We start from the raw sequence: 20826 nt of genomic DNA on the forward strand, positions 1-20826 counted from the left end.
CGGCGGCTCCTCGCGGGGGGCCGGCGCGGCGGCGCTCTCGGTGGAGGCGCCGAGCTCCTTGAGGCCTTCGGGCGTCTCGACCGGCGCCACCTGCGGGCTGGGCACCGCCTCGACGGTCACGTTGAACAGGAACCCGACGGACTCCTCCTTCATGCCGTCGAGCATGGCCATGAACATGTCGTAACCCTCGCGCTGGTACTCCACCAGCGGGTCGCGCTGCGCCATCGCGCGCAGGCCGATGCCCTCCTTGAGGTAATCCATCTCGTAGAGGTGCTCGCGCCACTTGCGGTCGATGACGTTGAGCAGCACGTTGCGTTCGAGCTGGCGCATCGCGCCCTCCCCCGCGATCTCCTCGAGCTGGGCTTCCCTTGCGGCGTAGGCGTTTTCGGCGTCCTTGAGCAGCTCTTCGAGCAGCTCCTCGCGCGTCAGGTCGTCGCGCTCGGAGTCCCCGTCCACGCGGATCAGCGTCTCGTGGTCGATGCCCACCGGGTACAGCGTCTTCAGCGCCGTCCACAGCGCCTCGAGATCCCAGTCCTCGGCGTAGCCGTCGTTCGTCGCGCCCGTGACGTAGGCGGTCACCACGTCGCGGACCATCTCCAGGGCCTGCTCCTTGAGGTTCTCGCCCTCCAGGATGCGGCGCCGCTCGGCGTAGATGACCTTGCGCTGCTGGTTCATCACCTCGTCGTACTTCAGGACGTTCTTGCGGACCTCGAAGTTCTGCTGCTCGACCTGGGTCTGGGCGCTCTTGATGGCCCGGGTGACCATCTTGGCCTCGATGGGCACGTCGTCGGGCAGGTTCAGCCGGTTGAGCATCGCCTCGAGCGCGGCGCCGTTGAACCGGCGCATCAACTCGTCGCCCAGCGACAGGTAGAACCGCGACTCCCCCGGGTCGCCCTGGCGGCCGGACCGGCCGCGCAGCTGGTTGTCGATGCGCCGCGACTCGTGCCGCTCGGTGCCCAGCACGTACAGGCCGCCGGCCTCGATCACCTCGGCGGCCTCGGCGCTGACCTCCTCCTTGACCTTGGGCAGCTCCTCGTGCCAGGCCGCCTCGTACTCCTCGGCGGTTTCGACCGGGTCCAGGCCGCGCTCGCGCAGCCGCAGGTCGGTGAGGAAGTCGGCGTTGCCGCCCAGCACGATGTCGGTGCCGCGGCCGGCCATGTTGGTGGCCACCGTGATGCCGCCCCGGCGGCCGGCGACGGCGACGATCTGCGCCTCTTGCTCGTGGTACTTCGCGTTGAGCACGTTGTGCGGCACCCGCCGCTTGGTGAACTGCCGCGACAGGTACTCCGAGCGCTCGACGCTGGTGGTACCGATCAGCACCGGCTGACCCTTCTGGTAGCGCTCGACGACGTCGTCGACCACCGCGATGTACTTGGCTTCCTCGGTCTTGTAGATCAGGTCCGACTGGTCTTGGCGGACCATCGGCTTGTTCGTCGGGATCGGGACGACGCCCAGCTTGTAGATCTCGTGCAGCTCGGCCGCCTCGGTCTGGGCGGTACCGGTCATGCCGGAGAGCTTGTCGTAGAGCCGGAAGTAGTTCTGCAGGGTGATGGTGGCCAGCGTCTGGTTCTCGGCCTTGATCTCCACGTGCTCCTTGGCCTCGATGGCCTGGTGCATGCCCTCGTTGTAGCGCCGGCCGTAGAGCACGCGGCCGGTGAACTCGTCGACGATGAGGACCTCGCCGTCGCGCACGATGTAGTCCTTGTCGCGGTTGAACAGCTCCTTGGCCTTCAGCGCGTTGTTGAGGTAGCTGACCAGCGGCGAGTTGGCGGCCTCGTAGAGGTTGTCGATGCCGAGCTGGTCCTCGACGAACTCGACGCCCAGCTCGTGCACCCCGACGGTGCGTTTGCGCAGGTCCACCTCGTAGTGGACGTCCTTCTCCATCAGCGGCGCCAGCCGCGCGAACTCCAAATACCAGTTGGAGGCGCCGTCGGCGGGGCCGGAGATGATCAGCGGCGTCCGGGCCTCGTCGATCAGGATCGAGTCGACCTCGTCGACGATGGCGAAATTGTGGCCGCGCTGCACCAGGTCGTCGAGCGAATGCGCCATGTTGTCGCGCAGGTAGTCGAAGCCGAACTCGTTGTTGGTGCCGTAGGTGATGTCGGCGTTGTAGGCCACCCGACGCTCGTCGGGCGTCATCTGCGCGAGGATGACGCCGACCTCGAGGCCCAGGAAGCGGTGCACACGGCCCATCCACTCGCTGTCACGTTTGGCCAGGTAGTCGTTGACGGTGACGACGTGCACACCCTTACCGCCGATGGCGTTGAGATAGGCCGGCAGCACCGAGGTCAGAGTCTTGCCCTCACCGGTCTTCATCTCGGCGACGTTGCCGAAGTGCAGGGCGGCACCGCCCATCACCTGCACGTCGAAGTGCCGCTGGTCGAGCACCCGCCACGCGGCCTCGCGGGCTACGGCGAACGCCTCGGGCAGCAGGTCGTCGAGGCTTTCGCCGTCGGCGTGCCGCTTCTTGAACTCGTCGGTCTTGGCGCGCAGCTCGGCGTCGGTGAGCTTTTCGATCTCGTCGGACAAGGTGTTGACGTAGTCAGCCACCCGGTTGAGACGCTTGAGCATGCGACCTTCGCCGAGGCGCAACAACTTCGACAGCACAGCAATGTCCCCTGTTGGTAGGAGTCTTCGTTCAGGCGACTCCCATGGTAGGTGACGACCCGGCGACGACAGCCCGTCAGGAGAGCCTGATCAGCCCGTAATCGTAGGCGTGCCGCCGATAGACCACGCAGGGCCGCTCGGTGTGCTTGTCGTGGAAGAGGAAGAAGTCGTGCCCGACGAGCTCCATCTCGTAGAGCGCGTCGTCGACCGTCATCGGCCTGGCCGGGTGCTCCTTGGTCCGCACGATGCGCCCGGGCTCGTGGTCGGCCCCCGCGCCGTCACGGGCTCCGTCATGGGCGTCGTCGTGGTCGTGCCGGTGGTCGTGACCGCGGTCGGGGCCGACCGGCCCGGTCGCGCCGTTGGCCGCTTCGGGCGGCAGCACCGCGGTGGCCGCGGCCAGCGAGACCGGGGTCTTGTCGCCGTAGTGCACCTTGCGGCGGTCCTTGGAGCGGCGTAGCCGGTTCTCGAGTTTGTCGACCGCGGATTCGAACGCGGCGTAGAAGCTGTCCGCGCAGGCTTCGGCCCGGCTCACCGGCCCGCGCCCGCGGGCGGTGATCTCCACGCGCTGACAGGATTTTCGCTGGCGCCGGTTCGGCGCGTGTTTGAGCTCGACATCGAAGAGGTAGATGGAGCGGTCGAAGCGCTCGAGGCGGGCCAGTTTCTGCGAGACGTAGACGCGGTAGTGGTCGGGAATTTCGACGTTGCGCCCCTTGAACACAACTTCGGCGGTGGCGCTCGGTTGGGCATGCCCGTTGGTGGGGGGCAACGGTTGGTCCAGAATCTGACCGGAATTCACGGAAGGCCTTGACATACGGGACAACTCGTTTCTCTTACGCGTCGCACGCGCCGTGCGTGCCCGGCTGGCTGATGCGCCGACGAGGGTGAGAGCGAATCGAAGAAGCGTGACCGCCGCAGGTTGCCCGCCGGTGCAAGGTGTCGAACACTCACCCCTTCCCGCACCTGGGGTCTCAACCTGGGCAGAACCGCGACCAGTGAGGCAGACCGATGAGTCGTTGTCGTTGATCTCGACGTTAGCTCTTGTTCGCCTGCCCATGCCACTAATTTCTTCGAGCTGTTGCGAGTTCTTCACATGCTCTTGGCGGCCGCACGGGTTCGGTGGTCAGGCGGCGGCGATGGCCAGCACCGCGGCGACCCGGGCGCCCGCGGCGCGCAGCACCCGCACCGACTCGCGGGCGGTCGCGCCGGTGGTGACGATGTCGTCGACGATCAGCACCTCGGTGCCCGGCGGCCGCCCGTGCAGCACCACCCGGCCGGTGACGTTGCGTTCGCGGGCCGCGGTGCCCAGGCCCACCGAGTCGCGGGTGAGCGCCCGGGTCCGCAGCGCCGCGGCGACCGCGATCCGCGGGTGGCCGGCGACCGCCGCGCGGGCCAGCCGGGTGACCGGGTCGCCCCCGCGTCGGCGGGCCGCGGCGCGTCGGGTCGGCGCGGGCACCAGGGTCAGCGGCGTTTCCACCATCCCCCACGACACCAGCCGGTGCACGCCGAGGGCCAGCGACCGCGCCAGCGGGGCGACGAGGTCGCCGCGGCCGTGCTCCTTGAGCGCCAGGATCGCCTGGCGCCGGGCGTTGGCGTAGCGACCGAGCGCGAACACCGGCACGCCCGGGTCGACGCGCGGCCGCACCACGTGCGGCTCGTCGGCGGCCACGGCCAGCTCGCGCCCGCACGCGACACACCAGCGCACCGACGGCGCGCCGCAGCCACCGCACTCCAGCGGCAGGAACAGGTCCAACATGCCGCCAGTGTGACCGCCGGGGCTGACACGCCCCGACGAGTCGCGCGCCTACGCCGCGGCGACCGCCGGCGCGCACTGTGCGCGGCCGTCGACGAACCGCGCCCGCGCCGGCTTGAGGACCACCACCGCCAGCGCCGCCGTCGCCAGGTCGAACGCGATCGCGCACCCGAACACGGGGACCCAGCTGCCCGCCCGTTGGTGCAGCAACGCGGCGAGCGGGCCGCCCAGGATCGAACCGACTCCGAACGAGATGTAGAGCCAGCCGTAGTTGGCCGTCGCGTGCCGCGTGCCGAAGGTGTCGGTCAGGGTCGACGGGAACAGCGAGAAGATCTCGCCCCAGCCGAAGAAGACCAGCCCCGAGAGCAGCACGAACAGCGTGGCGTCCGAGCGGGTGAGCAACCACAGGGTCATGGCGACGCCCTCCAGCGCGAAGGCGAGGCCCATGGTGTTCTCCCGGCCCAATCGGTCGGAGACCCAGCCGAACAGCGGTCGCGTCAGGCCGTTGGTGAAGCGGTCGATCGTCAAGGCGAGCGGCAGGGCCGCGAGCCCGAACACGGCGACCTTGGCGGCACCGAAATCCGTCGCGAACGTCGCCATCTGCGAGGTCACCATCAGGCCCGAGGTGGCCATCATCGTCATCATGACGAACAGCAACCAGAACAGCGGCCGCCGAAGCATCTCCGACGGCCGGTAGTCGCGCGCCGTGACGGGCGTCGGGGCGGTCGTCACCCGGAGTTCCTCGGCGGGCGCGTGCAACCCTTGTGCGGCACCGAATCCGACGACGGCGAACACGATGCCGAACAGCCACAGGGTCGACTGCACGCCGCGCGCGGCGAGCGACGACGCAATCGGGAAGGTGGTCAGGATGGCACCCATGCCGTAGCCGGCCGCGACCACGCCGACGGCGAAGCCGCGCCGATCGGGGAACCAGCGGACCATCAGCCCGACGACGCCGACGTAGACGATGCCCGTGCCGAGGCCGCCGATACCGCCATAGGTGAGGTAGAGCGCCGGCAGGTTGTGCGCCTGGGCAGCCAGCACCCAGCTCGCCCCCGCCAGCAGCGTGCCGATCGAGATCAACCGGCGCGGCCCGAAGCGGTCGATGAGCGCGCCCTGGAACGGCGAGAAGAAGGCCTGCAGGACCACGAGCAGGGAGAAGGTCACCTGCAAGGCGGGCAGGGCGACGCCGAGCTTGTCGGCGAGCGGTTTGGTCATCAGCGTCCACACGTACTGCGGGCTGGAGATCGTCATCATGCAGACCAGGCCCAGGCCGAGCTGCACCCAACGGGACTGCGACCAGGCCCGCGGGCGCGGTGCGCCCGTTTCGGTCAGTACGTCCGTGCGAGTCGTCAAAGTCATCTCCGTCTCAAAGCGCGCTGAGGACGAATTACGCTGCGGCAGTGGGCTACATCGGTGGCGTTACCCGCACCGCGGTGAGAGCCAAGGCCTGCCGAAGGCAAGACATCGTCGGTGAACGAACACCTGGTGCGGCACCAAAGTGCTTCCCCGACAGTAAGTTTGGTGAATTACGCGAAGATTACCGCCGGTAGCGCGGATATCAACTTCGACTCACACCAGATTGCGTCGGCTCCCAGGTGGTGCACAACGCATCCCACGCGACACCCCAAGCGGTCGTGTCGACGACGCGGCCCCTATCCCGGCAGGACCGGCGCCGCCCCGGGCAACATCAGGCCGGGCACATCCGACCAGCCCTGCTGGCCGTCTGCCGACGGCGAATACTGCAGAATCCCCTGCGGCGCCGCCACATACGCGGTCGACGGGTTGGCGACCACCGTCGTCACGGGCATCTGCAAACCGTGGGCCGGCGCGTCGGAGTTCACCCCGTCGATGTTCACGTACGACACCGGGTGCGCGGGGTCGGTGCGGGTGACGACGATGTCGTCGCCGGTGCGCCACGACAGCGACACCACCGAATTGCCGAGCCCGAAGCCGAGCCGCCGCGGATAGGTCAGGGCGAACTGCCCGGCCTGGGTCTGCTCCACGCTGGCCAAGATCACCTGGCCGCCGATCACCATCGCCGCGCGGGTGCTGTCGCGGGACAGCTGCAGATCGGTGATCGGGCCGGGGAAGCGCGTCGCGACGGCCACCGAATCCACCGGGATGCGGGCCGGTTGCCCCGACGCCGGCTCCTGGATGGCGCGCAGCACGTTGTTGCCGTCCACCACCACCCACACCACGTCGTCGAGCGACCAGGTGGGCCGCGAGAGGCTGTGCCCGTCGGCCGATTGCACCGCCTCGGCGCCGACGTCGCCGATCCACAGCGACGCCGCCGAGTCGGGGGCGCCGCGGTGCAGGGTCACCACCGAAGCGAGCTGGCGGCCGTTGCGCGACAGGGCGGCCCCGGTCTGGTCGCCCATCCGGCCGAAGGCGCCAGGCACCATGGTGAAGCGCTGCCCGTCCAGGGAGACCAGCGATCCGTTCACCAGCGCGTGCAGCGGGACGCCGGCCCCGTCGGCCACGCCGGGGTCGGTGGCGGCGACGTCGGAGGTGGTCCACCCGTCGCGGAACCGGTCGTCCAGCGGCGCGCCGTCGGCGTTGATGACGTAGGGCCCGCGGATGTCGGCGCGCGCCAGCGTCCAGATGATCTGCGCGGCCAGCAATTGCCTGCTGTGCGGATCGGTGGTGGACAGCTTCTCGAGTTCGACGCGGGCGCCGCCGTAGCCGCGCCCGATCCCGTTCTTGCCGCCGTCGGCGCGGGTCACCGGCCCGCGCAGCCGCAGCGGCGGGGCGAGCAGGTTGCGCACGGTGTGAGCCATCTCGGGTCGCGGCCCGGCGATGAGCTTGGAGATCAGCTCGGTGGCCAGCGCGTCGTGGTCGGGCACCGCGACGTAGCGGGGATCGGGCGCCACGGTCTTGCCGGTCGGGTCGGCGAAGTACAGGGTGTTGCGCTTGTAGGTCGACTGGAACTGCTGCCAGTCCAGGAAGACGCCGTTGGGCAGCCGGTCGATGCGCCAGCCACCCGAGGTCTTCACCAGCTCGATGGGCCCCGGGTCGGGCAGCACGCCCTCGGCGGTTTCGAACACGCCCATGTCGGACAGCGAGCCCAGGATGTCGGCCCGCATGGTCGCCGAAACCCGTTCGGCGGCACGGGTTTCGACGAACACCACGTGGTCGATCAGCAGGGCGCTACCGGCGTCGTCCCAGGCGTTGGACGCCGACTGCGTGAGGAACTGCCGGGCCGCCAGATGCCGGTTCGCCGGATCGGCCGTCGCCTTGAGGAATTCGCGCAGCAGCACGTCGGGATCCATGCCCGGCGTCGGCTTGGGCAGGTTCGACGGCGCCGGCCGGTCGACGGTGCCGATGGCTTGCGGCGCCGACGAGCTGGGCACCCCCGCGCAGCCGGCGAGCAGCGCCGCGATCAGCAGCAGGCCCAGCAGGCGGCGCATCACGCGCCCCTCTCGGCGTGCTCACGCTGGCGCAGCGGGCGGTCCTTGCGTTCGGCCCCGGCCGGCTGCGGGACGGGCTTCATGGGCAGCGGGCTGGTCGTCACCTTGTGGCCCCGCACCAGCGGCAGGGTGAGCCGGAAGCACGAGCCGTCGCCCGGTTCACCCCACGCCTCGAGCCGGCCCTGGTGGAGCCGCGCGTCTTCGATGCTGATGGCCAGGCCCAGCCCGGTGCCACCGGAGCGGCGCACCCGCGACGGGTCCGCCCGCCAGAACCGGCTGAACACCAGCTTCTCCTCGCCGGGCCGCAGGCCGACCCCGTAGTCGCGGACGGTGACGGCGACGGTGTCCTCGTCGGCGCCCATCCGGATCTGCACGGGCTTGTGCTCGGCGTGGTCGATCGCGTTGGCGATCAGGTTGCGCAGGATGCGCTCGACGCGGCGGGTGTCGACCTCGGCGATGACCTCCTCGCGCGGCAGGTCCACGAGCAGCGCGATGCCGGCGTCCTCGGCCAGGTGCCCGACGTTGTCCAGCGCGCCCTGCACGGTGGTGCGCAGGTCCACCGCCTCGACCGACAGCTCGGCCACGCCCGCGTCGTGCCGGGAGATCTCCAGCAGGTCGTTGAGCAGCGACTCGAAGCGGTCCAGCTCGTTGACCATCAGCTCGGTGGAGCGCCGCAGCGTCGGGTCCAGGTCCTCGCTGTGGTCGTAGATCAGGTCGGCGGCCATGCGCACCGTCGTCAGCGGGGTGCGCAGCTCGTGGCTGACGTCGGAGGTAAACCGGCGCTGCAGGTTGCCGAACTCCTCGAGCTGGGTGATCTGGCGCGACAGGCTCTCGGCCATGTCGTTGAACGACACCGCCAGGCGGGCCATGTCGTCCTCACCGCGCACCGGCATCCGCTCGGACAGGTGCCCCTCGGCGAACCGTTCGGCGATCCGCGACGCGGACCGCACCGGCACCACCACCTGCCGCGAGACCAGCAGCGCGATGCCGGCCAGCAGCACCAGCAGCACGGCGCCGCCGGTGATCATGGTGCCGCGCACCAGCTGGATGGTGGCCTGCTCGTTCTTCAGCGGGAAGATCAGGTACAGCTCCAGGTTGGCCACCTGCGACGACGCCGGGCTCCCGACGATGAGCGCCGGCCCGGAGAACCCGTCGGTGTGCACGGTCGCGTACTGGTAGGACGCCTGGCCCGCCTTGACGAAGCCGCGCAGCGAGTTCGGCACCTGGTCGACGGGGCCGGCGGTCGTCGCCGCGCGGGGGCCGTCGCCGGGCACCATCAGGACCGCGTCGAACGCCCCGGCCAGCCCGGCGCCCGACGAGGGCTCGGTCTTGGAGGTCAGCGTGTTGCGGGCGAGCTGCAGGCTGCTGTCGAGCGAGCGCGCCTCTTCGCCGTTGACGATGCCCGCGACGGTGGTGCGGGCCCGCTCGATCTGCTCGATGGCGGCCTTCACCTTGACGTCGAGCACCCTGTTGGTGACCTGGCTGGTCAGCACGAAGCCGAGCGCGAGGATGACGGCCAGGGACAGCCCCAGGGTGAGCGCCACGACGCGCAGCTGCAGCGATCGGCGCCACGCGAGGCTGACAGCCCGGCTCAACGCACCCATGCCCCGCGACAAGGGTCCCGATCGGCCCCAGCGACTACGAGTGCGTTGTCGCGAGCCCCAGATCAACGACGCCGTCCTCCACCAACGAGTGGCGCCCGCTCAGTACCTGCGGGGCGGATCACGGGGGTCCGGCCTTGTATCCCACTCCTCGAACGGTCAACACCACGGTCGGGTTTTCGGGGTCCTTCTCGACCTTGGCCCGCAGACGCTGGACGTGCACGTTGACCAGGCGGGTGTCCGCCGGGTGCCGGTACCCCCACACCTGTTCGAGCAGCACATCACGAGTAAACACCTGCCGCGGTTTACGCGCCAACGCGACCAGAAGGTCGAACTCGAGCGGGGTCAGGGAGATCTGCTCGCCGTTGCGCGTGACCTTGTGGGCCGGCACATCGATCTCGACGTCGGCGATGGACAGCATCTCGGCCGGCTCGTCGTCGTTGCGGCGCAGCCGGGCGCGCACGCGGGCGACCAGCTCCTTGGGCTTGAACGGCTTCATGATGTAGTCGTCCGCGCCCGACTCCAGGCCCAGCACCACGTCCACGGTGTCGGTCTTGGCGGTGAGCATCACGATCGGCACGCCGGAGTCGGCGCGCAGCACCCGGCACACGTCGATGCCGTTCATGCCCGGCAGCATCAGGTCCAACAGCACCAGATCGGGGCGCAGCTCGCGCACCGCGGTCAGGGCTTGGGTGCCGTCACCGATGACCGCGGTGTCGAAACCCTCCCCACGAAGCACGATGGTGAGCATCTCGGCCAGCGAAGCGTCGTCGTCGACGACGAGAATCCTTTGCCTCATGGCGTCCATGGTGTCACCGAACCGGGACAAAACTGGCGCGCCACACGGGCGTTTCTCGGCCGATCGCCGTAAAAATCGGACAAATCGACGGAAAACTGCTAATCGGGGCCATTCGGTGCTGACGGAATGGCGGACTGAGTGGCCGACTGAGTGGCCGACGAAGCGGCCGACGCGGCCGCCAACTCCGCGGCCAGCCGGGCGGGGTCGACGTCGGCGTCGACGACCCGCCAGGGCCCGCCCCAACCCGCCGCGGCCAGCTGTGCGTACACCGCCCCGGTGCGCCGCTGCAGCCCGTCGTCGCGCTCGTAGCTGTCGCGCTCGCGGCCCGGTTCGGTCGCCGCGCGGCTGCGGGCGCGCCGGTCGGCCAGCTCGGTCGGCACCGCCAGCAGCACCTGCCAGTCGGGGGCCGGCAGCCGCAGCCGCTGGTATTCGAGCGCCAGCACCCAGGCCGCCGCGGCCCCGCCCGCGTCCTCGTGCAGGCGGGCGGCGCTGTAGGCGGCGTTGGACGCGACGTAGCGGTCGAGGATGACGACGTCGTGCAGGCGGCGCAGCCGCTCGAGGTCGCCGACGGCGGCGGCGCGGTCGAGCGCGAACAGCAGCGCCATGGCGTAGACCGACGACGCGAGGTCGCCGTGCTCCCCGCGCAGCGCCTCGGCCGCCACATCGGCGGGCACCGATTGCCCGTAGCGCGGGAACGCCAGCGTGGCCACCGAGCGCCCGGCCTGTTCCAAGGCCCGGCGCAGGCCCTCGGTCAGCGTCCGCTTGCCCGAGCCGTCCACGCCTTCGATCGCGATGAGCACGGCGGGAAGCCTAGCGGTCCTTCGAACGTGAAGCTGCCTTCACGCTCGCCGCCGAACGTGAAGCTAACTTCACGTTCGGCGGCGAGACGCGTGAATCAGTAGCGGTAGTGGTCGGGCTTGTAGGGGCCGTCGACGTCGACGCCGATGTACTCCGCCTGCTCCTTGGTGAGCTTGGTCAGCTCGCCGCCGAGCGCCTCGACGTGGATGCGGGCCACCTTCTCGTCCAGGTGCTTGGGCAGCCGGTAGACCTCGTTGTCGTACTCGTCGTTCTTGGTCCACAGCTCGATCTGCGCGATGACCTGGTTGGAGAAGCTGTTGCTCATCACGAACGACGGGTGACCCGTCGCGTTGCCCAGGTTCAGCAGCCGGCCCTCGGACAGCAGGATGATCGACTTGCCGGTGTCCGGGAACGTCCACAGGTCGACCTGCGGGCGGATGTTGACCTTGGTCGCGCCCGACTTCTCCAGCCGCGCGACCTGGATCTCGTTGTCGAAGTGGCCGATGTTGCCCAGGATCGCCTTGTCCTTCATCGCCCGCATGTGCTCGAGGGTGATGATGTCCTTGTTACCGGTGGTGGTGACGACGATGTCGGCCTCGCCGATGACGTCCTCCACCCGCTTGACGTCGAAGCCCTCCATCAGCGCCTGCAGGGCGTTGATCGGGTCGATCTCGGTGACGGTGACCCGCGCACCCTGGCCGGCCACCGACTCCGCGGAGCCCTTGCCGACGTCGCCGTAGCCGCAGATCAGCACCTTCTTGCCGCCGATCAGCACATCGGTGCCGCGGTTGATGCCGTCGATCAGCGAGTGCCGGCAGCCGTACTTGTTGTCGAACTTGCTCTTGGTCACCGAGTCGTTGACGTTGATCGCCGGGAAGGCCAGGTCACCGGCCGCGGCGAACTGGTACAGGCGCAGCACGCCGGTGGTGGTCTCCTCGGAGACGCCCTTGATCGACGCGGAGATCTTGGTCCACTTCTCCTTGTCGGTCTCGAAGCGCTTGCGCAGCAGGTTGAGGAACACCCGGTGCTCGGCCGAGTCGTCCTCGTCGTCGGGCGGCACCACGCCGGCCTTCTCGTACTGCGCGCCGCGCAGCACCAGCATGGTGGCGTCGCCGCCGTCGTCCAGGATCATGTTGGCCGGCTCGTCGGGCCAGGTGAGGATCTGCTCGGCGGCCCACCAGTACTCCTCGAGGGTCTCACCCTTCCAGGCGAACACCGGGACCCCCTTGGGCTCTTCGGGCGTGCCGTGCGGGCCGACGACCACCGCGGCGGCGGCGTGGTCCTGGGTGGAGAAGATGTTGCAGGACGCCCAGCGGACCTGCGCGCCCAGCGCGACGAGGGTCTCGATCAGGACCGCGGTCTGCACGGTCATGTGCAGCGAGCCCGAGATGCGCGCGCCCTTGAGCGGCTGCACGTCGTGGTACTCGCGGCGCAGCGACATCAGGCCGGGCATCTCCTGCTCCGACAGCTCGATGTCCCGGCGGCCGTAGTCGGCCAGCGACAGGTCGGCCACCTTGAAGTCGATGCCGTTCCGCACGTCGGCGGTGAGGGCGTTTTCGGTCGTCGTCATACGTATGTCATCCCTTTTCAGGCTCGCCGGATCCAACCGGTAATTAGCTTAGGTATGTTCTTGTGCCACTGTAGTCGCGGGTCCGCGGGCGCCCAGGCGCAGGGAAGCTCACGGAACGTTGATGACGCCGTGCCGCTCGGCGAACGGCGTCATCAGCCGGGCCAGGTCGGCCGCGACGTCGTGGCTGGCCTCGGGTGGCATCGACACGTAGCTCAGCGCCAGCCGCACGATCGCGCGGGCCAGCACGCCCGCGTCCTCGTCGCTGGCGGCCACCCAGCTGTGGGTGAGCACCGCCGTCAGCCGTTCCGAGGCCCGGGTGATGATGGGCGCGCTGTCGGTGGTGATGATCTGCAGCAGGTCCGGCTTGGCCACGCCGGTCAGCAACGAGACCACCAGCGGGTCCGCCGACAATTCAGAGAACAGGTCGCGGAAGCCCTGCAGGAACGCCTCGTAGAGCTTGCCGACGTTGGCCTGCAGCGCCGCCTGCACGGCCTCGACGAGCCGGTCGGCCAGGCGCAGGGCGTAACCCTGCGCCAGGCCCTGCCGCGAGCCGAACTCGTTGTAGATGGTCTGCCGGCTGATGCCCGCGGCGCGGGCCACATCCGACAGCGTGATCGCGGACCAGTCCCGGCTGAGCAGCAGCTCCCGCATCGCGTCCAGTACCGAGTCGCGCAGCAGGGCTCGCGACGCCTCGGCGTAGGGCATCCGCTTCACAGCCGCGAGAGTAGTGCTTTCGCGCCGGCTGCGCGCCGCCGCCACGTGGGTCACGGGCGCGCGATCTCGACCATCTCGAAGTCGGACTTGGCGGCGCCGCAGTCCGGGCAGCTCCAGTCGTCGGGGATATCGTCCCAGCGGGTGCCGGGGGCGATGCCGTCCTCCGGCCAGCCCTTGGCCTCGTCGTACTCGAATCCGCACTGCACGCAGACGAACAGTTTGTAGTCGCTCATCGGTTCACTCCTTCGCTCTCGCCGGTGCCGCTCACGCGCCGTAGCGCGCCAGCACCCGCTCGCGCAGCCGCGGCTGGATGTTCACGCGGGTGATGTCGCCGTCGTAGTGCTCGAGGACCCGGTGGTCCATCACCTTGCGCCACAGGGGCGGCAGGTAGGTCAGCGAGATCATCGAGGCGTAGCCGCTGGGCAGGTTGGGAGCACCGTCCATGCTGCGCAGCGTCTGGTAGCGCCGGGTCGGGTTGGCGTGGTGGTCGCTGTGCCGCTGCAGGTGGTACAGGAACAGGTTGGTGACCACGTGGTCGGAATTCCAGCTGTGCACCGGGGTGCACCGTTCGTAGCGGCCGTTCGCGGTGCGCTGCCGCAACAACCCGTAGTGCTCCAGGTAGTTGACCGCCTCCAGCAGGCTGAAGCCGAACACGGCCTGGATGACGACGAACGGGATCAGGCCCGGGCCGAACACCGCGATCAGCGCGCCCCACAGCACGACGGACATCAGCCAGGCGTTCAGCACGTCGTTGGCCAGGTAGGTCTTGGGGTGCCACGGGCTGGCGCCCTGCCGGCGGATGCGCTGGGCCTCTAGCCGCAGCGCCGAGCGCAGGCTGCCGACGACGCTGCGCGGCAGGAACTCCCAGAACGTCTCCCCGAAGCGGGCGGACGCCGGGTCTTCCGGGGTGGCGACGCGGACGTGGTGGCCGCGGTTGTGCTCGATGTAGAAGTGGCCGTAGCAGGTCTGCGCCAGGGTGATCTTGGACAGCCAGCGCTCCAGCGAGTCCTTCTTGTGCCCCATCTCGTGGGCGGTGTTGATGCCGACGCCGCCCAGCACGCCGACCGACAGGGCCAGGCCCAGCTTGCCCGCCCAGCCCAGCCCGCCGTCGAAGCCCAGCCAGTGCAGGTTCGAGGCGGTGAACAGGTAGGCGCCCAGGGCGACGCTCAGGTACTGGAACGGGATGTAGACGTAGGTGCAGTACCGGTAGTACCTGTCGTTTTCGAGTTGCTCCATCACCTCGTCGGGCGGGTTCTGCCCGTCGGCGCCGAACCGCAGGTCCAGGATCGGCAGCACCAGGTAGACCAGGATCGGGCCGATCCACATCGGCACCTGCGCGGCGGCGTGCCAGCCGAGCCGGTTGAGGGCCCAGACCAGGGGCAGCATCACGAACAGCGCCGTCGGCGCGATCAGGCCCATCAGCCAGAGCCGGCGCTTCTTGTCCCGCCAGGCGGGGGCCTCGGGGTGGGTGTCGAACTGCGGGTCGACAGCGGTCATATGCCAAACCTCCTTGTGAGTCACAGCACGCTAGGAAGTTGACAATACTGCCCTAGGCGTCCTCTGTCTAGACAAAGGACGCCGTTTTGTAAAGCGAGTTAGGGCACCGTGGAAGGCGACCCGGCCCGGGGGGCGTCCGGTTCCGGGTCCCCCGCGTCCCGGCGGCCCTGCACGGAGTGCCGGTAGCCGTAACCGGCGTAGATCGCGACGCCCACCACCAGCCACACCGCGAACCGGACCCAGGTGAGCGCGGTCAGGTTGATCATCAGCCAGATGCATCCAAGGATCGCGGCGACCGGCAGGACCGGCACCCACGGCGCCCGGAACCCGCGGTCCAGGTCCGGCCGCGACCGGCGCAGGGCGATCACCCCGGCCGAAACCAGCACGAAGGCGAACAGCGTCCCGACGTTGACCATCTCCTCGAGCTTGGCGATGGGAAACACCGAGGCCGTCGCGGCCACCACGATCGCCACCAGCACGGTGATGCGCACCGGCGTCCCGCGGGGGCCCGTCTTGGCCAGCGGGCGGGGCAGCAGCCCGTCGCGGGCCATCGCGAACAGCACCCGGCACTGTCCGAGCATCAACACCATCACCACCGTGGTCAGCCCTGCCAGCGCCCCGATCGCGATGATCTTGCTGGCCCAGTGGATGCCGTTGGCCGTGAACGCCGTGGCCAGGTTCGCCGGCTTGTGGCCCGGCATGGTCTTGAGCTGGGTGTAGGACACCATGCCCGACAACACCACCGAGACCATGACGTAGAGGACCGTGACGATCGCCAGCGAGGCCAGGATGCCGCGCGGGACGTCGCGCTGCGGATTGCGGGTCTCCTCGGCCATGGTGGCGACGATGTCGAACCCGACGAACGCGAAGAACACGATCGACGCCCCCGCCAGCACGCCGTACCAGCCGTAGTGGCTGCTGTGCGCCCCGGTCAGCAGCGACAGCACCGACTGGTTGATGCCGGACGCCTCGTGCCCGGCCTCGGGCTGCGGGATGAAGGGCGAATAGTTCGAGCTCTTGATGTAGAAGGCGCCGACGATGACAACCAGCAGCACCACCGCCACCTTGATCCCGGTGATCACCGCCGAGAACCGCGACGACAACTTGGTGCCCAGCGCGATCAGCGTCGCCACGCCGGCGACGATCAGCAGCGCCCCCCAGTCGAACTGCACCGACCCGAGCTGGGTGGTGCCGCCGGCGAAGCCGAACACCGTGCCCAGGTAGCTCGACCAGCCCTTGGACACCACCGCCGCGCCGATCGCCAACTCCAGCACCAGGTTCCACCCGATGATCCAGGCGAGAAACTCCCCGAAGGTGGCGTAGGAGAAGGTGTAGGCGCTGCCGGCCACCGGCACCGTGGAGGCGAACTCGGCGTAACACAGCGCCGCCAGCCCGCAGGTGATCGCCGCGATCAAAAACGAGATCCAGATCGCCGGCCCGGTGATGTCACCGGTGGTCGACGCGGTCACCGTGAAGATGCCGGCCCCGATGACCACCGCGACCCCGAACACCACCAGATCCCGCCAGGTGAGTTCCTTGCGCAGCTTGGTGGCCGGCTCGTCAGTGTCGGCGATCGACTGTTCAACAGACTTCATGCGCCATCGATTGGCCATCGGCCCGTCCTTCCACGCATTCTCGTTGGACCGCACAGTACTGGGTACTCTCCACCAATGCTGGACAGCAAAGCAGACAGCAGGGGTCACGCGGTTGTCATTGGGGGCAGCATCGCCGGTTTGTGCGCCGCGCGCGTACTTTCCGACGCGTTTTCCCGGGTGACCATCTACGAGCGTGACGAGCTGCCGACCGAACCCGGCAGCCGCGCGGCGGTCCCCCAGGACCGGCACCTGCACATGTTGATGGCGCGTGGCGCGATGGAGTTCGACAGCCTGTTCCCCGGCCTGCTCGAGGGCATGGTCGCCGACGGTGTCCCGATGCTGGAGAACCGGCCGGACTGCATCCATCTCGGCGCCGCCGGGCACGTGCTGGGCACCGGGCACACGCTGCGCGACGAATTCACCGCCTACGTGCCGAGCCGCCCGCACCTGGAGTGGCAGCTGCGCACGCGGGTCCGCGCCATCGACAACGTCACGATCGAGCGGCGCTCGGTCAGCGAGCCCCGTTTCGACCGGGCGCGTCAGCGCGTCACCGGCGTGCAGCTGGACCCGCTCGCGCCCGACGGCGGCGAGCCCGAGTTCGTTCCCGCCGACCTCGTCGTCGACGCCGCCGGCCGCGGCACCCGGCTGCCGGTGTGGCTGGAGCAGTGGGGCTACGAGCGTCCCTACGAGGACGTGCTGGACATCGGCATCCACTACGCGACGCACCGGTTCCGGATCCCGGACAACCTGATCGCCGAGAAGGTGGTGGTGGCCGGCGCCTCGCACGACCAGTCGCTGGGGCTGGGCATGCTGTGTTACGAGGACGGCACCTGGGTGCTCACCACCTTCGGGGTGGCCAACGCCAAGCCGCCGCGCACCTTCCCCGAGATGGTGGCGCTGGCCGACGAGATGCTGCCGGCGCACTTCAGCGCCGCGTTGGCGCACGCCGAGCCGCTGGGCGAGCCGGCGTTTCACGCATTCCCCGCCAGCCGCTGGCGCCGCTACGACAAGCTGGACCGGTTCCCGGCGGGCATCATCCCGCTCGGTGACGCGGTCGCCAGCTTCAACCCGACGTTCGGGCAGGGCATGACGATGACGTCGCTGCAGGCCGGGCACCTGCGCCGCGCGCTGCACGGCCCCGATGAAGAGCTGGCCGCGACGCTGCACCGGGCCACCGCGAAGTCGACGTTCCCGGTGTGGACCATGAACGCCATCGGCGACGTCACCTTCCACCACGCCGGCAGGAAGGGCCGTATCCCCTGGTGGTGGCGACCCTCCGGCGCGCTGTTCGACCAGTTCCTGGGGGCCGCCGAGACCGACCCCGTCCTCGCCGAGTGGTTCCTGCGCCGGTTCTCGCTGCTGGACAGCCTGTACATGGTCCCGCCGCCGCGGGTGGTCGGGCGCACGATCGCGCACAACATGCGGCTGTGGTTGGGTGAGCGCCGCCAGGCCGTCAAACAGCGGCGTCGGCCCATGGCGACCGCGGGCGCGGCGGAGCAACGCGGCTGATCAGAGGCCGACGGTCGCCCTGAACAGCTTCGTCGGCTCGTGCGCGACCAGCCGGATGGGGGCGTCGTCGGCCGCCACCCAGGCGGCCATCCCACGCTGGAGCGTGACCGAGCCGGACTTGCCGTGCACGGTGGTGCAGCCCTCGATGCACAGCAGGATCTGCGGGCCCTCGTGGTGGCAGGTGGCGTCCACCTCGTGGCCGAGGTACTCGCCGTCCAGCGTCAGCAGCGCGACGGCGAACTCGTCGGCCGGCGTCTCGTAGATCAGCCCGAAGCCCTCGGTGTGCACCCGCGGCCGCAGCTGGTCCTCGGTGCTGGGCGCGAAGTCGAGCACCCGCAGCAGCTCGGGCACGTCGACGTGTTTGGGGGTCAGCCCGCCGCGCAGGACGTTGTCGGAGTTGGCCATCACCTCCACCGCGAAGCCGCGCAGGTAGGTGTGCAGGTTGCCGGCCGACAGGAAGATCGCCTCGCCGGGCGCCAGGCTGACGCGGTTGAGCAGCAACGCGGCCAGCACCCCGGCGTCCCCGGGATAGAGCTCCCCCAGCTCGAGCACGGTCCGGGCCTCCGCGGCGAACTCCGTCGCCCCCGAGCTCAGGTAGGCGATCGCGCCGTCGAGCACCGCGGGCACCAGCACGTCGATGTCGGGCTGCGGCGCGGTGATCCAGGTGGTGAACAGCGCCCGCAGCCCGTCGGCGTCGGACTGGTCGTTGAGCAGGGCGATGAACGGGTCCAGATCGGAGACGGCCAAGGCGCGCAGCAGCTCGACGGTCCGCTTGGCCGGGCGGAAGCCGGCCAGCGCCTCGAACGGCTGCAGCGCCACCAGCAGTTCCGGTTTGTGCGAGGTATCGCGGTAATTGCGCACCGGCGAGTTCAGCGGGATGCCGAGGCGTTCCTCCCGCAGGTACCCCTCGGCGGCCTGCTGGGCGCTCGGATGGGCCTGCAGGGACAGCGGCTCGTCGGCGGCAAGCACCTTGACCATGAACGGGAGCACGTCCCCGAACCGGGCGCGCGGCGCCGAGCCGAGCTGGCCTTCCGGATCGGCGACCAGCGCATCGAGCAGCGTCATCTCGCCGTCGTCGGATTCCAGCCAGGCGGGGTCGCCCGGGTGGGCGCCGAACCACAGCTCCGCCTCCGCGTGCGCCGCCGGCACCGGGCGGCCGGTGAACTCGGCGATGGCGGTACGCGACCCCCAGGCGTAGGTGCGCAAGGCCCCGCGAAGTAGTTCCACTGTTGTCGTCTATCCCCGCGCCAGCCGCAGGTAAACCGCGGCCATCTCCAATCGAACGGCCAATATTGCCAGCTGCTGTTCCGGGGGCGTCGCGCGTCCCGGAGCCACCGCCCCGACCAGACCGTCCGAGCCGCCCACGCCCCCGGGCGCTTCGGGCACGTCCTCGGCGGTGATCAGGTAGATCTCGTCGAACCCGGCGTACTGGGCGGCCGCGACCGTCCGCTCCGCGGCCAGGGTCAGCGCCAGCACCCGCAGCCGCTGTGGCAGCGGGCCGTCGATCTCGTCGTCGTGGAACAGGGCGTCGACCGACGCCGACGCGTCCGCGAACGCCCCGCGCAGCGCGCTCACCGCGTCGGCCACCGGGGTGGCCGCGCTCACCTGCTGCGCGATGCGCAGCAGCACCGAGCTGGCGTGGCGGGCCAGGGCGACGGTGGCGGCGTCGTCGCCGGAGAGCACCACCCGGCGATCGACCATTCGCGCCGCGAGCGTCTTGGCCGGGTTGGTGAACAGCTCGCGCCCGGCGCTGTTGCGCAGCGCCTCGGCGTCCAGCTCGTCGGCCAGGCCGTCCAGGCCGATGCTGGGCCGGGGATCCACCGCGCGCACGACGGCCAGGCCGGCGGCCAGGTAACGGCACAGCCCGAACTCGTCGGGCAGCCACAGCCGCGGCGCCAGCACGGCCGCCCGGCCTGCGGTCGAGTCGCGCAGCGGGCCCTCGTACGGGGCCACCACGACGACCCGGGCACCGCGGCGCACGCCGGCCGTGGCGGCGGCGACCAGCGCCGGGTCACCGGGGTCGTCCCCGGCCACGATCAGCAGATCGAGCGGGCCCAGCCACGGCGGCGTCGCGCCGGTCAGCACGAACGGCTGGGAGGCGGACCCGCCGAGCGTGGCGGCGAGGATGGCACCGGCCGTCTCGGCGGTGCCGCGGTTGGCCAGCCAGATCACGCTGCGCGGCCGGTCGTCGGCGCGCACCGGGTCCAGCGCGCCCTCGTCGACCGCCGCGAGCACCGCGCGCACCTGCGCACCAGCCGACGCCGCGGCGCGCAGCAGCCCGTCGCGGTCGGCGCCGAGCAGGCCCTCGGTGTCCTCGAGATCGACGGCGTGCGTGGCGTTCACCGGGCGGCCTTCACGATGGGGGCCTCATGAGGTTGCCTCCGCGCGGGCCGTGCGCGCGGCCACGCCGGCGATCTCGGCGCTGACCGCGGCGACCACCTCGTCGACGGCCTCGGTGGTGCGCCCCTCCACGTTGAGTCGCAGCAACGGCTCGGTGTTCGAACTGCGCAGGTTGAACCAGCTGCCGTCGCCCAGGTCCACGGTCACGCCGTCCACGTGGTCGAGGGAGTGGATGCGGGTGCCGAAGCACTTCAGCACCGCCTCGACGCACTCGGCGGCGTCGCGCACCGTGAAGTTGATCTCGCCGGACGACTCGTAGCGCTGGTAGTCCGCGGTCAGCTCCGACAGGGGCCGGTCCTGCTCGCCGAGGGCGGCCAGCACGTACAGCGCGGCCAGCATGCCGGAGTCGGCACCCCAGAAGTCGCGGAAGTAGTAGTGCGCCGAGTGTTCACCGCCGAAGATGGCGCCGGTGTCGGCCATCATCGCTTTGATGTAGGAGTGGCCCACCCGCGAGCGCAGCGGGGTGCCGCCGCGCTCGGCGACCAGCTCGGGCACCGCGCGCGACGTGATCACGTTGTGGATGATCGTGGCGCCGATCTCGCGGTGCAGCTCACGGGCGGCGACCAGGGCGGTCAC

General features: G+C 70.0%; 16 protein-coding genes and 1 pseudogene. 1 reads left to right on the forward strand and 16 read right to left on the reverse strand.

What is annotated here, in order from left to right; all coding sequences use genetic code 11:
• The 13 genes from secA to A5714_RS13395 all read right to left on the reverse strand — a co-directional run.
• A partial coding sequence (secA, locus tag A5714_RS13335; RefSeq protein WP_068285793.1) for a preprotein translocase subunit SecA occupies nt 1-2607 on the reverse strand: 2607 nt, incomplete at its 3' end.
• Nucleotides 2608-2683: 76 nt separating this feature from the next.
• Nucleotides 2684-3403, reverse strand: a complete 720-nt coding sequence (gene hpf / locus A5714_RS13340; protein ID WP_068285795.1) for a ribosome hibernation-promoting factor, HPF/YfiA family — start codon at nt 3401-3403, stop codon at nt 2684-2686.
• A gap of 324 nt (nt 3404-3727) precedes the next feature.
• Nucleotides 3728-4360: a ComF family protein gene (locus A5714_RS13345; protein WP_068285797.1), complete on the reverse strand. Its 633-nt coding sequence runs from the start codon at nt 4358-4360 to the stop codon at nt 3728-3730.
• Nucleotides 4361-4408: 48 nt separating this feature from the next.
• A complete protein-coding gene (gene oxlT, locus A5714_RS13350) occupies nt 4409-5713 on the reverse strand; it encodes an oxalate/formate MFS antiporter (protein ID WP_197513685.1) in 1305 nt (434 codons plus the stop codon).
• A 299-nt stretch (nt 5714-6012) separates the two neighbouring features.
• Nucleotides 6013-7767 carry an MtrAB system accessory lipoprotein LpqB gene (lpqB, locus tag A5714_RS13355; RefSeq protein WP_156671233.1) on the reverse strand — a complete coding sequence of 585 codons (1755 nt, stop codon included), beginning with the start codon at nt 7765-7767 and terminating at the stop codon, nt 6013-6015.
• The gene (mtrB, locus tag A5714_RS13360) at nt 7767-9437 is read right to left on the reverse strand and encodes an MtrAB system histidine kinase MtrB (protein ID WP_082959724.1); all 1671 of its coding nucleotides are present in this window, start codon (nt 9435-9437) and stop codon (nt 7767-7769) included. The genes lpqB and mtrB overlap by 1 nt, the downstream gene beginning before the upstream one ends.
• A gap of 52 nt (nt 9438-9489) precedes the next feature.
• Nucleotides 9490-10176: a two-component system response regulator MtrA gene (gene mtrA, locus A5714_RS13365; protein ID WP_067925378.1), complete on the reverse strand. Its 687-nt coding sequence runs from the start codon at nt 10174-10176 to the stop codon at nt 9490-9492.
• Nucleotides 10177-10265: 89 nt separating this feature from the next.
• A complete protein-coding gene (locus A5714_RS13370) occupies nt 10266-10967 on the reverse strand; it encodes a dTMP kinase (protein WP_068285803.1) in 702 nt (233 codons plus the stop codon).
• Between the two features lie 95 nt (nt 10968-11062).
• Complete coding sequence (gene ahcY, locus A5714_RS13375) at nt 11063-12535, reverse strand: adenosylhomocysteinase (RefSeq protein ID WP_068072816.1); 1473 nt, start codon at nt 12533-12535, stop codon at nt 11063-11065.
• Between the two features lie 108 nt (nt 12536-12643).
• Nucleotides 12644-13240: a TetR family transcriptional regulator gene (locus A5714_RS13380; protein ID WP_082959725.1), complete on the reverse strand. Its 597-nt coding sequence runs from the start codon at nt 13238-13240 to the stop codon at nt 12644-12646.
• 59 nt (nt 13241-13299) lie between these two features.
• On the reverse strand, nt 13300-13482 hold the full coding sequence (locus tag A5714_RS13385; RefSeq protein ID WP_068072812.1) for a rubredoxin: 183 nt from the start codon (nt 13480-13482) through the stop codon (nt 13300-13302).
• Nucleotides 13483-13513: 31 nt separating this feature from the next.
• Complete coding sequence (locus A5714_RS13390; RefSeq protein WP_068285805.1) at nt 13514-14746, reverse strand: alkane 1-monooxygenase; 1233 nt, start codon at nt 14744-14746, stop codon at nt 13514-13516.
• Between the two features lie 98 nt (nt 14747-14844).
• Nucleotides 14845-16359: an APC family permease gene (locus tag A5714_RS13395; protein ID WP_068285808.1), complete on the reverse strand. Its 1515-nt coding sequence runs from the start codon at nt 16357-16359 to the stop codon at nt 14845-14847.
• Nucleotides 16360-16416: 57 nt separating this feature from the next.
• On the opposite strand from A5714_RS13395, the gene A5714_RS13400 reads away from it, so the two are divergent.
• Nucleotides 16417-17850 carry an NAD(P)/FAD-dependent oxidoreductase gene (locus tag A5714_RS13400; protein ID WP_068072808.1) on the forward strand — a complete coding sequence of 478 codons (1434 nt, stop codon included), beginning with the start codon at nt 16417-16419 and terminating at the stop codon, nt 17848-17850.
• On the opposite strand, the gene manA is transcribed toward A5714_RS13400, so the two are convergent.
• The 3 genes and pseudogenes from manA to manB form a co-directional block, all read right to left on the reverse strand.
• Nucleotides 17851-19077, reverse strand: coding sequence for a mannose-6-phosphate isomerase, class I (manA, locus tag A5714_RS13405; protein ID WP_068072806.1), 1227 nt, complete (start codon nt 19075-19077; stop codon nt 17851-17853).
• 9 nt (nt 19078-19086) lie between these two features.
• On the reverse strand, nt 19087-20193 hold the full coding sequence (locus A5714_RS13410) for a TobH protein (protein ID WP_068285807.1): 1107 nt from the start codon (nt 20191-20193) through the stop codon (nt 19087-19089).
• A gap of 24 nt (nt 20194-20217) precedes the next feature.
• Nucleotides 20218-20826: pseudogene (gene manB / locus A5714_RS13415) on the reverse strand (phosphomannomutase/phosphoglucomutase); the annotation flags it as partial.

The sequence above is a fragment of the Mycobacterium sp. E2462 genome (genome assembly GCF_001672685.1).
In the GTDB taxonomy this organism is placed as follows: Bacteria; Actinomycetota; Actinomycetes; order Mycobacteriales; family Mycobacteriaceae; genus Mycobacterium.